This window comes from Flavitalea sp., assembly GCF_035489435.1.
In the GTDB taxonomy this organism is placed as follows: Bacteria; Bacteroidota; Bacteroidia; order Chitinophagales; family Chitinophagaceae; genus DATHKG01.
In genome coordinates this window covers 30,035-44,614 of record NZ_DATHKG010000050.1, presented here as the reverse complement: position 1 = coordinate 44,614, position 14,580 = coordinate 30,035, and the positions used below count along the sequence as shown (strand labels likewise).

Below are 14,580 nucleotides of genomic sequence, written 5' to 3'. Positions count from 1 at the left end.
GTATATGAAAAGGTTTAAAAAATATATTCTTATAGTCGTCTTACTTGTAAGTATTGCCGACCTGAATGCACAGGATAAGGTGAATAAGGATAAGATGAATAATAATTCAGGAAGCAAAACACTGATCGTATTCTTCGACGGGCTGCGACCGGATTATATCACACCAGAAGCAATGCCAAATCTTTATGCATTCAAAAAGAGATCGTCTTATGGAAAGGAGCATCATAGCGTCTTCCCTACGGTAACTCGTGTCAATTCTTCATCCTATTCTACAGGAAGTTATCCATCAACACATGGATTAATGGGTAATAGTGTCTTCTTCCCGGAGGTATCGAAAACTACTGCGTTAAATACCGGTGATGCGAGTCAGTTGCAAAAGATAGCAGAGGCCACCAATGGCAAACTGCTGACCACGATCTCGTTGGGTGAGATCATACAATCTGCCGGTAAGAGAATGATGGTATTCAGTTCAGGTTCCACCGGGCAGGCCTTCCTGCAGAATCATACTATCAGCGGCGGTGCAATCATCAACCCATCGATGATCCTCCCTGCTTCATTGAAGGATAGCATCTATAAAGAGATCGGTCCGATACAACCGGGTGGAAAACATAAATGGGTTACCGATGCATTGATCCGTTATGGATTCTCCGCAGATGGTCCATTGGTAAGTGCCATCTGGTTCTCTGACCCGGATGGAGCGGCGCATGAACACGGCATCGGCTCACCAGAGGCGATGGCATCCATCAAATCGGTAGACTCACAGTTCGGTCGGATCATCGCCAGCCTGGAAAGTAAAGGACTAAGTCAATCGTTCAATATTCTTATTTCAACGGACCATGGCTTCATGACTTATGTGGGCCAAGCCAAGAAAAGTCTCGCGCAGATACTGATTGATGCCGGTTTGAAACAAGCTGTTAATTCGGAGGATGTGGTGACCGCCGGCGGGGCCATTCACGTAAAAGATCATAACCCTGAACTGATCAGAAAGATAGTAGCCTTGTTGCAACCCATGGATTTTGTCGGTACTATATTTACAAAGGGGGCGAAACCCGGGGATCTGAAAGGCGCGGTACCGGGCACGCTTTCATTCGAAACGATCCATTGGGATCACGAACGCTCTGCAGATATCTTACTGGATGCATTTTGGGACGACCGTAAGAACAGTGCGGGATATGCCGGGGCAAGTTTTATTCCTGGTGTAGCCGGCCATGGCAGCCTGAGTCCATATGATGTACATATTCCGCTGATCGTGTCGGGTCCGGCTTTCAAGACCTCATTCGAAAGCGATCTTCCAACATCCAATGTAGATCTGGCGCCGACTATCTTACAGATCCTCGGCATTGCTATCCCGGCATCGATGGACGGGCGCGTTATGAATGAGTTCTTAAATAAACCTTTATCGAATAAAAAGGAAACGACCAGGAAGGAAGTAATCGAGACTTCAGTTGAATATCCCGGAGGTAATTACCATTTAATGTTGGAGCGAACGATAATGGGAAAATATAAGTATGTGAATTTTGGAAAAGTAAGCAGGACCAAGGTTAAATAAAGTCGTGTCTCAACTCCGGTAAATGCTGCGAAAATTTCAATATTGCATCAACTTTCGGGTTGGTGCAATATTTTTTTTTGTCCGCTTAGCAGTATCAAAAGCGAACACCTGACACATCAATCCGATATTTCAAAGACCTGATTAACAAGTTGATGCTAAACTGGCTTAATATTTACTGAATTTCTTCATCAACTTGCCACTCCATGTTCAGAAACTATCTCAACAGCTCCCTTAGGAACTTGTCGAAAAACCGGCTTTCTTCTATCATAAATATCAGCGGCCTCGCCGTAGGAATTGCAGCTGCCCTACTGATATTTTTTGTTGTCCAGTTTGAAACGAGCTTCGACTCATTTCACAAAAAACGAAATAACATTTACAGGATAACGTCCACCTTTTCCGGCCTGGACGGACTTAGATATTCCGGTAATACGTCATTCCCCGTAGCGCCCCAGCTCCGTCTCGATTTTCCACAGGTAGAAGAAGTTGCCTCTATCTTCAGGCAAGGAGATGGACAAATCAATGCGCAATCTGATAAAACCAAGCAGGAACAAAAATTTCAAGAGAAGGATATCTTCTATTCCGAACCCGGGTTTTTCCAGATGTTCGATTTCGAATGGTTGGCAGGTAGCCCGGAAACTGCATTATCTCAACCCAACAGTGTCGTACTGACGCAGGAGCTTGCAGATAAATACTTCGGCACCTGGAAGGTCGCGATCGGGAAAACCATTCGCCACAATAATCGCTTCACTTATAAGATATCTGGCATACTCAAAAACGTTCCGGAAAATACCGATTTCCCATTGAGCGTAATAATTTCTTATGAAACACTGAAAAGTACAGACTATAAAGAAAGCCTGAAGGACTGGATAGGTACTTATCACGGCGCCTACACTTTTGTGGTACTCTCTCCCTCGTATGGCTTGAATAAATTCCAGGCTGATCTGAAAGCGTTCTCAAAAAAGTACAAACCTGCTCAGAATGCAGGTGACCTTTTTAATGCCCAACCACTCGCCGAAATGCATTACGATGAGCGTTTCGGCAACTATCGCACACACACATTCAGTCACCAGCTGGTTTCTATACTTTCACTGATCGCCATCTTTCTTATAGGGATCGCCTGTGTGAACTTCATCAATCTTGCGACAGCGCATGCGGTTAACAGATCGAAGGAAGTAGGTGTACGAAAAGTGCTGGGTAGCAGTCGCGGTCAACTCACATTCCAGTTTCTCAGCGAATCATTGTTGATCACCGTTGCTGCTTTTGCAATCGCAATCGGGATATCCATTACAGCGCTTCCTTTTCTTAACCAACTGCTTGCTACCAGTATGACGGCAGGCATGTTACTAAGCCCAACCGTGATTAATCTGATGGTGATTCTTGTTTTACTGATTACGATCTTATCAGGTTTATACCCTGCAATTATTATGTCGGGCTTTAAACCGGTGACTGCATTAAAAGGCAAGATCAGTTCAAAGATGGTTGGAGGAATATCTCTACGACGATCATTGGTTGTATTGCAATTTTCTATTGCACAGATCCTGATCATCGGCATGTTGATCGTGGTAAAACAAACAGTTTATTTCAAAGATGCTCCTCTGGGATTCGACAGGTCGTATGTGGTGAATGTTCCGATAGCGAACGATAGCGCGAACCAGTCGAAAACCAACGCCTTTGTGAACAGGTTACGCAATCACCCCGGCATCGAAAATATAAGTCTCAGCTATGCCAGTCCTTCTTCCGAAGATAACTGGACAAGTAAATTCCGGTTCAACCAGTCGACCCATGAGACCGACTTTGGAGCAAATCTAAAGTGGGCAGATGCAGATTATTTCAAGACTTACCGCATTGAATTCGTCGGTGGTCGCCAATACTATGCAAGCGATACGATCAGGGAATATGTCGTGAATGAAACACTCGCTAAAAAGCTCGGTTATTTAAACCCTTCAGATATACTCGGGAAAACCATCAATTTTGGTAGCGAAGGGGAAGGCATTCCCATTATCGGTGTAGTTCGTGATTTCAATGCTTTATCCCTGAAGCAGCCGATGTCGCCTGTTGTACTCAGCACCTGGAATGGTACTTATCAGGTAATGAATATCAGGGTAAAACCTGAAACGCAAAAAGCAACGCTGGTTGTAGTAGAAAAACTTTGGAAAGAAACTTACCCCGACAAGATATTTAGTTACAGTTTCCTTGATGATACTATTGATAGCTTTTACAAACAGGAAAACCAGCTTTCCATATTGTACAAAGTTTTTGCAGGAATTGCCTTATTCATTTCCTGTCTCGGGTTGTATGGACTTGTCATGTTTATCGCTACCCAACGCACAAAGGAAGTGGGTATCCGAAAGGTGCTTGGTGCTTCTACTTCAAGTATTGTGTACCTGTTATCGAGAGAATTTATATTACTGATCGTGCTGGCTTTTGTAATTGCTTCGCCTGTGGCATATTATTTTATGCATAACTGGTTGCAGAATTATACATATCGCATTCAACCGGGATATTCCATTTTCTTATTTGCGTTTATCGGGTGTATCGTTGTTGGCTGGCTAACGGTGGGACATCGGGCAATGAAAGCAGCGAAAGCGAACCCGGCAAAGAGTCTAAAAACGGATGGTTGATACGAACAACCTACATCAATTCTGACAACGTTATTTAACATCACTGTAGTTGTAAAAGTTCGCCTTCCAACATTAGTTGTAAGCTTCTTTTTGATGCCACAGATGTCAGCGATCTCTTACATACAGGAGTTGGTCTTTTGAAATATGACTAATAACTTTGGAATTGAAAAAAATGTTTAATTTGTATTACAACAAACGATTGTTGCCAACATGAAAGTTTACAATTCCTTAAAATAGGGATTCACTTCTTTTATCGTTGCGTCGATACGTTTGCATCTTATTTAGAATCCAGATATCCTGTTGAGATACCAGGCATCTTTAACCATTACTAACTAAATACTGAATGATGAAAATTGAACTTAAGCGATCCCGCTACTTGGGTTTGGTTCTGCTGCTCTTACTGGGCATTTCCTTTCAAAGTCTGGCACAAACAAATGCAACCGTTACAGGTACTGTAAAGGATGATGGTGGCGCACCGCTGTCTAACGTAACGGTTGTGGCTATCAATGAGTCGGACAGTACCTTGCAAAAAAGTGCTATGACAAACGAGCTGGGTGTTTTCCGGCTTGAACTTGCTACAGGCACTAATTACCGTTTCAGAATGTCCTATGTTGGCTTTCAGACACTGGAGATCCGGAACTATTCGTTAAATCCCGGGGAAAACAAGGCTGTTATGGCAACAATGGTTACTTCCTCAACTGCTGCCCTGGATGAGGTGATCGTAGTAGGTTTTGGTACACAAAAAAGACTAAATGCCACAGGTGCGGTTGATCAGATCAGTTCCAAAAACCTGGAAAGCCGGCCCATAACCAACCTTACCCAGGGGCTGCAAGGCCAGATCCCGAATCTGAACCTGAGAATGGCAGACGGCAAGCCCACCCAGTCGCCCAGTTATAATATAAGAGGTACAACTTCTATCGGTCAAGGTGGTAATGCACTGGTTTTGATCGATGGGTTTGAAGGGGATCCCAGTTTGATAAATCCAAACGACGTAGAGACAGTATCGGTTCTAAAAGATGCTGCCTCTGCTGCTATATATGGAGCAAGAGGAGTATTTGGTGTGGTTCTGATCACTACTAAGAAAGGTGTCAAGGGCCGTACCAGTGTAACTTATTCCAGCAATTTCGCATTAAAATCGCCTATCACAACCCCCGATTTTGTAACCGATGGTTATACCTGGTCTAAAATGTTTGCCGAAGCTTTTGTAAATGGTGATGGTGCATTCCCGCAAAATGCCAATAAGACACAGAAGTTTTCCCAGGCATACCTTGATGAATTCAAACGCAGGGCAGAGTCAGGACAGCCCTACAACACTGTAGAAGTCAATCCTACTACTGGTGAGTATACATATTATGGAAGCACCGATTATTATGCTGAGCTATACAAGAAAAACACGCCGGCGTTTGAGAACAATATTTCTGCAAGCGGGGGAAGCGACAAGGCGAGCTTTTTGGTTTCGGGACGTTTCCTGAATCAGAAAGGACTTTTCCGCTACAACAGTGATGATTATGATATGAAAAATATCCGCGCCAGGGGTTCTATTGAAGTATTTCCCTGGCTGACTATTGAGAACAATATGGATTATTCCAGTATGAACTACCATAACCCCATCAACGTGGGTGAAGGCGGCGGAATCTGGAGGAATATTGCCGATGAAGGAAAACCCACCATGCCTTTGTATAATCCTGATGGCACGCTGACTTTTGCATCTGTTTATACCATAGGTGATTTTATATATGGAAAGAATGGAATCGATACTCGTCGAGATGTACTCCGGAACATTACCGGCCTGAGAAGCAAATTCTTCAATAATAAGTTTCGGGTGAATGCCGATTTTACTTTCCGTAATACGGATGAAAGCAGAAATCAAAAGCGTGTCCAGGTACCCTATAGCAACTTCCAGGGAGTTACTGCGTTTGTGGGAACAACTACCAACGATTTATTATTTGACGAACGGAAAACCAGGTATTGGGCGACAAACATCTATGCAGAATTTGAACCTGATTTGGGCGGTGACCATTATTTGAAGGTAATGGTTGGTTATAATTACGAACAGTCTACCTATAATCGTCTTAACGTTCAGCGCAACGGGATTATTTTCGAAGACGCTTTTAATCTGAATCTTGCAGCAGGGCAGTCTATTGCTACCAGTGGTGATTACGAACAATGGGCTTTTGTGGGCGGGTTTTCAAGATTAAATTATTCTTTCAAAGATCGCTACCTGGTCGAAGTAAATGCTCGTTACGACGGTTCATCAAAATTCCCGGCAGATCAACAATATGGTTTTTTCCCTTCTGTTTCTGCAGGTTGGAGAATCAATAAAGAAGCGTTCTGGCATGTTTCACCAAACATTATCTCTGATCTGAAAATCAGGGGATCATATGGCGCACTTGGGAATGGTAACATTGATTCCTATCGATTCCAGGAGCTCTTTGCTGTAACCCAATCATCTGTGATTTTAGGCGGCACAAGACCTCAGACCACGCGTAATCCCAATGTAATCCCTGAAGGTTTAACCTGGGAAACTTCAACAACAACCAACATCGGTTTGGATATAACCATGCTGGCTGGCCGCCTGAGTTTTGTGGGCGATGCGTATATCCGCAAAACCACGGATATGTTCACGTTTGGCCTGACGCCTCCCGCTACGTTTGGAGCAGATGTTCCAAAGGGCAACTATGCTGACCTGACTACGAGTGGATGGGAAGCTTCCCTTACCTGGAATGACAAAGTTGGTGGTGGAAATAAACCCGTCAGGTACAATGTGCGTTTGATTTTAGCAGACAACAAAACAAAAATCGACAAGTATAACAACCCCGATAAATTCTTGAGCACCGACCCTAATAACCCAACTTACTATGTCGGACAAACGCTGGGCGAAATATGGGGTTATGAGACAGAAGGGTTCTTCCTTGATGCCGCAGATATCGCTTCACATGCCAAGCAAAATCCACAGATGCGGGCCTCGCCTTCGGGGTTATGGTTCCCCGGCGACATTAAGTTGAGAGACCTGAACAAAGATGGGTTAATCAACGTGGGTGAAAATAAAGCTGATAAGTCTGGGGACAGAAGGATCATCGGTAATTCATCGCCCAGGTATACATATGGAGTAAATCTCGGCGCAGACTGGAATAATATCTCTTTCTCTGTTTTCTTCCAGGGAGTGGGAAAGCAACAATGGTATCCAAGCACCGAAACAGAAATGTTTTGGGGGCAATACAATCGCCCGTATAATAACGTACCCGTTTTCCATTTGGGTAACATGTGGACGCCGGAAAACACAAATGCATATTTTCCAAGAACCATGTCCAGAGCTGCGTCCAATAATACTAACCGCACACTCGGTGTGGCACAGACACGCTATTTACAAAACGTTGCTTACGTGAGAATGAAAAATGTCCAGCTTGGTTATAGCCTGCCTTCCAAATGGATCGGTCGGATTGGCGCCCGCAGTCTGAGAGTTTACTTCTCGGGCGAGAACCTCTTCACCTCTTCGCCAATGTACAAGATTGTGAAGAATACTATAGACGTCGAAAACGCTGTGGTTGCAGATCGGGACCTGAACAATAACCCTACAAACGGTGATGGTTACAATTACCCGATGTTAAAGAGTTACTCTTTTGGAATCAACGTTGTATTTTAAAGCTATTCGACAATCAACAAAAAATATTTACGAATGAAAACATTATATATAGGGATACTGGTTGCTGCATTCGCTTTCACATCTTGTTCCAAACTGGACCAGGTTCCGGGAGCCACCGCTTCAAAAGACGCCGTATTTGGTTCAGAAAATGGTCTGAAATTATACACAAACTCCTTTTATGGTCTGGAGTTCCTGCCAAGAAACACTACCACGCGTGATGAGATGTCTGATTACTTGGCGGTAAAGGCTGTTTCGGATTTCATCCGGCAGGGAGGATATGGAGCCAACAACAGTACAGGCTGGACCTGGAGAGACTTAAGAAACATGAACTACTTTATCGAGAACAATAATGACCCGGCGGTGCCTGAAAACATCAGGAATAACTATACAGGTATTGCCCGCTATTTCAGGGCTTATTTTTACCTGGAAAGGGTCAAGCGTTTTGGTAATGTACCCTGGATTGGAAAAGCACTGGATATCGATGATCCGGCGTTAATGGCGGGTCGTGATTCAAGAGAGTTAGTGATGGATTCTGTATTGGCTGATCTCAATTATGCCAGCGCCAATATAATAGCTACTAATGATCCTACACGTACCACCATTACGAAATGGGTGGCATATGCTTTTAAATCGAGAGTCTGTCTTTTTGAAGGGACATTCCGGAAATACCATACCAATCTGAATCTGACAGCCTCAGCCAACAAATGGCTTGAGGAATCTGCTTCCGCTGCGGATGAAGTCATCAAGAAAGGAGGATACTCACTTAACACTGCCGGAGGTCCTGGCTTATCTTATCGCCAGGTGTTCACCAGCAATACACCTTTAGCAAATGAAGTATTACAGGCCTCAGTCTCTGATGTCAATCTTGGAGTATTGGGTGATGCCAACTGGTGGTGGACGAGCGGTACTTACGGAGCAAAGGCAAGTTTAACACGAACCTTCATTAACACCTATCTGAACCTCGACGGCACTCCTTTTACCAACAATCCTGCATACAAGACTACACTGTTTAAAGATGAAGTCAAAAACCGTGACCTGAGGCTGAAACAAACAATTCGTTCAGGAGATTATAAACGGATCAACAATGGTGCACAAGTGCCAGCCCCGCCCGTATTCTCCTACACATTTACAGGATACCAGCCTATCAAGTACACATTGGACGATGTATATTATGACGCTGGGGCTTTAAATACGAATTCAGTACCATTGTTCCGTTATGCTGAAGTATTATTAAACTTTGCAGAGGCAAAGGCAGAGCTCGGTACTTTAACCAATGCTGAATGGGCACTTACTATTGGTGCACTGAGAGCAAGGGGCGGTATCACCGGTGGTCTTGCAACAAAACCTGCCATCGCAGATCCATACCTGGTGGCAAATTATTTTCCCAATATTTCGGATCCTTCTATTTTGGAAATCAGGAGAGACCGCGGTGTTGAACTGAGCCTGGAAGGCTTCCGTTTTGCCGATATCCTGAGATGGAAAGCAGGAGAATTGATGGAGCAGGAATGGAACGGATTTTACGTGCCTGCGCTCAATACACCATTGGATCTGAATGAAGATGGTATTCTTGACGTGGCATTTTATCAAGGAACGCGTCCATCGCCGGCCGTTGCTGGTGTAACCTATGTGGATGTTTCGCCGAAAATAGGCACTGCTACAAATTCACAATTGCTGAGAAATGGTACTTCAGGAGAACTAATCTGGATGAATGAAATCAAAAGGGATTGGACGGAACGCATGTACTATTATCCTATTCCCCTGAACGATTTGCAGCGTAATCCAAACTTAAAACAAAATCCAGGGTGGGAGTGATAAAGTAAATTGGTTGACGCTTTACAACAAACCTTATTAACAGGATTTTTCCAACGATAGTTAATAGGATCTTTCGAAAATTTGTTTCGGGAGATCCTATTTTTTTCTCTTTATTCCCGCGATTTAATAATTGACCTCGCTGTCTGTTTACAAAATTCCATCACTTGCTTTTTACACGTTTAAGATCCAGATCCTGGAAGTCAAAACTAAAATTAATCCCTGGCGAAAATCCTTTCATTTTAAAGGAAGCCGCTTTGCCATTTTCGTCTAATAAAAATGTGGCAAACGCATCACAATTCATATCCCTGTAATCCCATTTTATGGCAAAAGTATTTGTGTTATAGAAATACATACGGCCATTCAATTTTGGTGAACATAGGCTTCTAGTCCAAAGTTGTTTATCCTTTACCAGGATCTCCATCTTTCATAATCCGGAGCATAAAGCTGTTGATGAATGAATGTTCCCTTGCCAGCGGCCGCATTGTAGTGAACTAAGCTCAGTCGCAGGTAAAACCAGAGGCTATGACCCGCATTTCACAAACGCAATTTATCCCCGGAGTTTTAAGTTCTTGGGCCTTGGTTACAAGCTTGTAGAGATTGGCAATCTAAGTAAAGACCAGATAGTTTTGTGTTATCAATTTGAATAACAATAAAACGACAGTCATGAAAAAGAAAACTTATTATCACATTATTCTCGATCAGAGTGGTTCCATGCAGGATTGTATAGATCCGACTATTTCAGGTTTTAACGAACAGATCCAGGTGATCAGGTCTTTACAACAACGCTATCCCGAACAGGAGATTAAAGTCGGGTTGACCTGTTTCAATCACGATGTAAATATTGTTTCATTTGGCAGGCCAGTCAATGAGCAACGGCAACTTTCCCGTGAAGAATATCAACCAAATGGACAAACTGCCTTGTATGATGCTATCGGCGAGACGGTCCTGAAGATCAAAGACAGTCTTGGTAGCATTGCTCAGCAGCAGCAGGAAGATGTTGCCATTATTGTTGTGATCCTGACGGATGGCCATGAAAACGCTTCAAAGTTGTTCAACCTCAAAGGTATCGGGAACCTCATACGCGAACTGGAGGCAGGTGGTAAGTGGACCTTTACCTATCTCGGTGCAACGCTGGATGCCCGTGAGGTAGCGGAGGCATTGTGTATCAAAAGAGAAAATAGTATGGCCTTTGAAAAAAAGCAAATGAAAGAAACATATGGCAGGCTGAGTAAATCGCTGACTAACTTCTTTGAAAACAAAGAGCATAACCGGAGTTCAGGTAGCTTCTTGTTTGATGACAAGGAATAGGGTATATTACTCACATTCAGGACAAAGAACATTGACAAATGAAGGTACACATGCTCAGAAGTAAAGAATATTCGGAACAGCAGTTCACTGAAGTGCTGCTGTTCCTGAATTCTTTTGATGGCCCTTTGAGTTTTACTGACTGCGGGCAAATTGATCCGAACAATTCATCTAACTGGGAACAGAAAACCAAAGAGGCTGATTTTTTCAGGCAGGAATTTCCCAAAAAGATGGTGCTGAAAGAATCCCTCAGTTATTCCCTCTTGCCGGAATACCGAAAAATATCCGATTGGGAGAATCTGTTTGCCGCTTGTACTGCACGCAGAAGATCATCTGTTATACCACAGGATCAAATGCTTATTTTGCTCACAACAATTGCTAACGAAAACAACTGGTTTAGCGCAGTTGATCCCAACAATAGGATGAATGGTTTTGTACACACGGGAGAGTGGGAGTTTTATGTACGTTGTTCGGGAGAATTCCCGGTATCCTACCTGACAGCGGCCCTCGTGTTGCAGTCTTTCATGTTCAGGAATTACGCGGAGCTAAAACAAGCTGTGCATGAATTTCCGATGGGCTGTGTAAATGATTTTTGTGAAGACAAAAGAAATATCATCCTGAAACTCCGGACTGCCGACATCTGCCCGGATTGCATAGAGCGATTGAACGGGAAGCTTGACGACCTGGTTATCAGGCAGGTCCTTGACATTTTCGAAGGTGTGCGCCTGAGGATGTTGTTTCACCAGAAATTCAGGCACAATCTTAAACAAAGCAAATTGAAGCTTACAAAAAAGGGCCAGATCCTGTTGCCCGATTTTGGTAATATCGAGATCAGGCTGACTCCACTCGAGAAAACGCTTTATCATTTCTTTCTTGCCCATCCTGAAGGAGTGTTGTTAACACATCTTGTGGATCACAAAGAAGAACTGGTCCGGCTATATTTTCGCTTCACGAATACCGGTGAGTTGCCAAAGATTTACAAAAGCATTGATGACCTGGTGAATGCAGGATCAAACTCTGCCAATGAGAAACTCTCGAAGATCAAAAAGGCTTTTGTAAATGCAGTTGGTCCCGAACTTGCTGAACAATATATTGTTTCCGGCGAACGCGGGGAAGTAAAGAAGTTATCGCTGCCGAAAGAAATGATTTTTGTGGAGTGATGCTGACCAGCCGTTATCATAACTACCTCCGCACTATTCAGGAAACATAAACACGTTTACCCTAACGCTTATGGATACACCGGAACGAATTCTCACAAACAGGAAGGACAGAATTACATGCTCAGCTTATTCATGTCCAACGCCGTGGCAGATGGCGTGTAGCCCCGTACTTTAAACACCTGTCTATTAGCCGGCAAATAATTGGCTTCACCACCCCGACGGGTATAAATGGCAACGCCGCCACCACCACCTTGAGCGCCGATGAAAGGTGGGGGATATGCTTTTACGATTGCAATGTCTGTCATGGGTATATTGGCGATCTGTTGTGCAGATACTCTTACTTCATCCAGGAAAAACGTTACCGGGCTGCCCCGCCACCTGGCCACACCTGTTGGTGCTATTTGCAGACCGGCAACCCTGCCTTGCAAGTAGTTAAAAACATTGGTAAAACCCATCGCACTGGGGTCATCCATAATGCTAATCAACCGCTCATCTCCCGACCGAAACAAGCCCCTAACATGTTCTTCGTTGAACTGCTGCGCCGGGGTTTTAACGGTACCCTTTACAATGACCGCCGGCAGAACGCTACCGCGGTCTGCAAAAATCGCTTCGTGGGTTTCAACAGGCTTGTCCAGGTTTGGCCGAACCGCTGCTGGCGGGTTACCTATGTAAAATGTCCGGCCTGCCACGGCCAGGGGTTCATAGCTGGAATCAAGTTGACTACTGATGCTGATATTCAGCGACTGATTATTGTCTTTTGTTCCTTGAAAAGCTAACAATGCATTGTCTTCAAACAGCCAGTTACGGATGGTAAAGGTACCGTCCGGTGCCACAGTTACTTCCTGCTCGTCCCAGTCGCCAGCTTTGGTGAGGAGCATCGCTTTTATACTGCCGATGTTCCTCGCGTCTTTTACCTGGCCAATCACTTCGAAAAAGCGTTGCTGCAAACCCGCCAGCAAAGTGTATTTCCCAAGGGGCAATGAATCGGGTAAGAATATTGCACCGGAAGCCTGTCCCTTGATCACCGGCCAGCGGAGGCGGGTGCGCTGGCCCTCTTCGTTTTCAATTACCAGCTCCAGTGTTGCCAGGGATTGGTTCAGTATTTGACCACCGCCGTCCTTATAATCCACTGTTACAAATAAAGAATCGCCGGGTTTAAATATGTTTTTGTTGAGTTTTATATCCAACCGGCCTGTCGCCTGTTGTGCTTGCACGGAAACCGCCAGCACGAAGGCGATAAGTGGTAATAAAATAATGCTTTTCATAGATACAACCTAATCAATATTAAAGCCAGCAGCCAGTATTAAAATAAAAAAGAAAGATAAAATTGAGCATTTCTTAGCGTATGGTCGCTTACTGAGAAGATAAAAACTTACTGATAGCATGTTACACAGATCGGCTTATTTTAATGACCAATCGGCCGGTGCGTTTTGAAGGATGATGAAGCCAGGTTAATCCATGAGGTCTTTATCAGTAAACATCAATTGTGTAAGCGAGTAAACATCTGAGGTTTGATGGTTTTCGAGTGTCGACTTTTATACAAGATTGTCGACCAGTTGTCGACTTTTTTGCGCCTGTAGACCACTTCTCTATCGATAAAAAAAACCGAAAGTCAACGAATTTCTGGGCTTTGGTTCTCCCTGCTTGATCCCGCACTGGCGGGACGACCCTCTGATTAATCCCGCAGGTGCGGGATTCTCACCAAGTGAACTAATGAGGAATGAAGAATTTTGCCTACAATCAATTGTTCTATCAGCGTTCTGCTTTTTTGTTTTTTGATAAATTTTTCGGTTTTCATTGCAGTTGCTTTATCCGTGCCGCACTCAAAAATCGCGCGAAGCTCCCACGGTCTGTACTTTGACGTGAAGGTGTTAAATGGTTTGGAATTATGTTCCAATAAACGTCGATGCGGATCGTCTGAGTACCCGATATAATATTTGTCTGCTAACGGTGAATAAGGTATGTAGATAAAATACATGAAGGGAGATATTAAATTGTGGCTGCTATTATTGCAAGTTTGTCAATCCTTTCATACGAGCAATGATGAAAAGTCTCCCTACTTCGTTTTTTCTCTATTTGCGGGAGCCACTTAATAAGTACAACTTCAAATAGGATTCGAAGTTTTGCCGACCTCCTGGATCTCTGAAGTCTAGGACGACCGACCTTCTGATTGATCCCGCACCTGCATGACTCTAACCAACTGTGCAAAGGAGGAATGAAGGATGTGCCTAAAAAGCAAAGCTTCGAATTTCTTCGAAGCTTTGCTCCCCCTGCTGGACTTGAACCAGCGACCCTCTGATTAACAGTCAGATGCTCTAACCAACTGAGCTAAGGAGGAATATGTATTTGTCGATCCTAAACTTGTTTTCTCCAGCGACCCCTCTGATTAATCCCGTAAGTACGGGACTCTAACCAACTGAGCTAAGGAGGAATAAGTCTTTTGCCAATGCTAAAGTGATTTTTGAATCAGCCTCAATCAATTGGGGTTGC

Annotated in this window: 9 protein-coding genes and 1 tRNA gene; 6 read left to right on the top strand and 4 right to left on the bottom strand. The window is 43.9% G+C overall.

Translation table 11 applies throughout. From position 1 onward, the window contains the following. Nucleotides 1-4: 4 nt before the first annotated feature. The 4 genes from VK664_RS07955 to VK664_RS07940 all read left to right on the top strand — a co-directional run bounded on the left by VK664_RS07955 (nt 5) and on the right by VK664_RS07940 (nt 9,625). Nucleotides 5-1,549 (top strand): alkaline phosphatase family protein, encoded by a 1,545-nt coding sequence (locus VK664_RS07955; protein ID WP_461398103.1) that lies wholly within the window; start codon nt 5-7, stop codon nt 1,547-1,549. A gap of 203 nt (nt 1,550-1,752) precedes the next feature. Then, nucleotides 1,753-4,170, top strand: a complete 2,418-nt coding sequence (locus VK664_RS07950) for an ABC transporter permease (protein WP_461398102.1) — start codon at nt 1,753-1,755, stop codon at nt 4,168-4,170. 343 nt (nt 4,171-4,513) lie between these two features. Beyond that, nucleotides 4,514-7,813 (top strand): SusC/RagA family TonB-linked outer membrane protein, encoded by a 3,300-nt coding sequence (locus tag VK664_RS07945; RefSeq protein ID WP_461398101.1) that lies wholly within the window; start codon nt 4,514-4,516, stop codon nt 7,811-7,813. Between the two features lie 33 nt (nt 7,814-7,846). Beyond that, on the top strand, nt 7,847-9,625 hold the full coding sequence (locus VK664_RS07940; RefSeq protein WP_461398100.1) for a RagB/SusD family nutrient uptake outer membrane protein: 1,779 nt from the start codon (nt 7,847-7,849) through the stop codon (nt 9,623-9,625). Nucleotides 9,626-9,785: 160 nt separating this feature from the next. Here VK664_RS07940 and VK664_RS07935 read toward each other — a convergent pair whose 3' ends face one another. Continuing rightward, nucleotides 9,786-10,046, bottom strand: coding sequence for a DUF3471 domain-containing protein (locus VK664_RS07935; RefSeq protein ID WP_461398099.1), 261 nt, complete (start codon nt 10,044-10,046; stop codon nt 9,786-9,788). A 242-nt stretch (nt 10,047-10,288) separates the two neighbouring features. On the opposite strand from VK664_RS07935, the gene VK664_RS07930 reads away from it, so the two are divergent. Next, entirely contained in the window at nt 10,289-10,933 is a 645-nt protein-coding gene (locus VK664_RS07930) for a vWA domain-containing protein (RefSeq protein ID WP_461398098.1), read from the top strand. Nucleotides 10,934-10,983: 50 nt separating this feature from the next. Then, nucleotides 10,984-12,090 carry a hypothetical protein gene (locus VK664_RS07925; RefSeq protein ID WP_461398097.1) on the top strand — a complete coding sequence of 369 codons (1,107 nt, stop codon included), beginning with the start codon at nt 10,984-10,986 and terminating at the stop codon, nt 12,088-12,090. Between the two features lie 113 nt (nt 12,091-12,203). Here VK664_RS07925 and VK664_RS07920 read toward each other — a convergent pair whose 3' ends face one another. The 3 genes from VK664_RS07920 to VK664_RS07910 all read right to left on the bottom strand — a co-directional run bounded on the left by VK664_RS07920 (nt 12,204) and on the right by VK664_RS07910 (nt 14,428). Continuing rightward, the gene (locus tag VK664_RS07920) at nt 12,204-13,355 is read right to left on the bottom strand and encodes a hypothetical protein (protein ID WP_461398096.1); all 1,152 of its coding nucleotides are present in this window, start codon (nt 13,353-13,355) and stop codon (nt 12,204-12,206) included. Nucleotides 13,356-13,765: 410 nt separating this feature from the next. Next, nucleotides 13,766-14,068: a GIY-YIG nuclease family protein gene (locus tag VK664_RS07915; protein WP_461398095.1), complete on the bottom strand. Its 303-nt coding sequence runs from the start codon at nt 14,066-14,068 to the stop codon at nt 13,766-13,768. Nucleotides 14,069-14,354: 286 nt separating this feature from the next. Next, a tRNA-Asn gene (locus tag VK664_RS07910) sits at nt 14,355-14,428 on the bottom strand. Nucleotides 14,429-14,580: the final 152 nt, after the last annotated feature.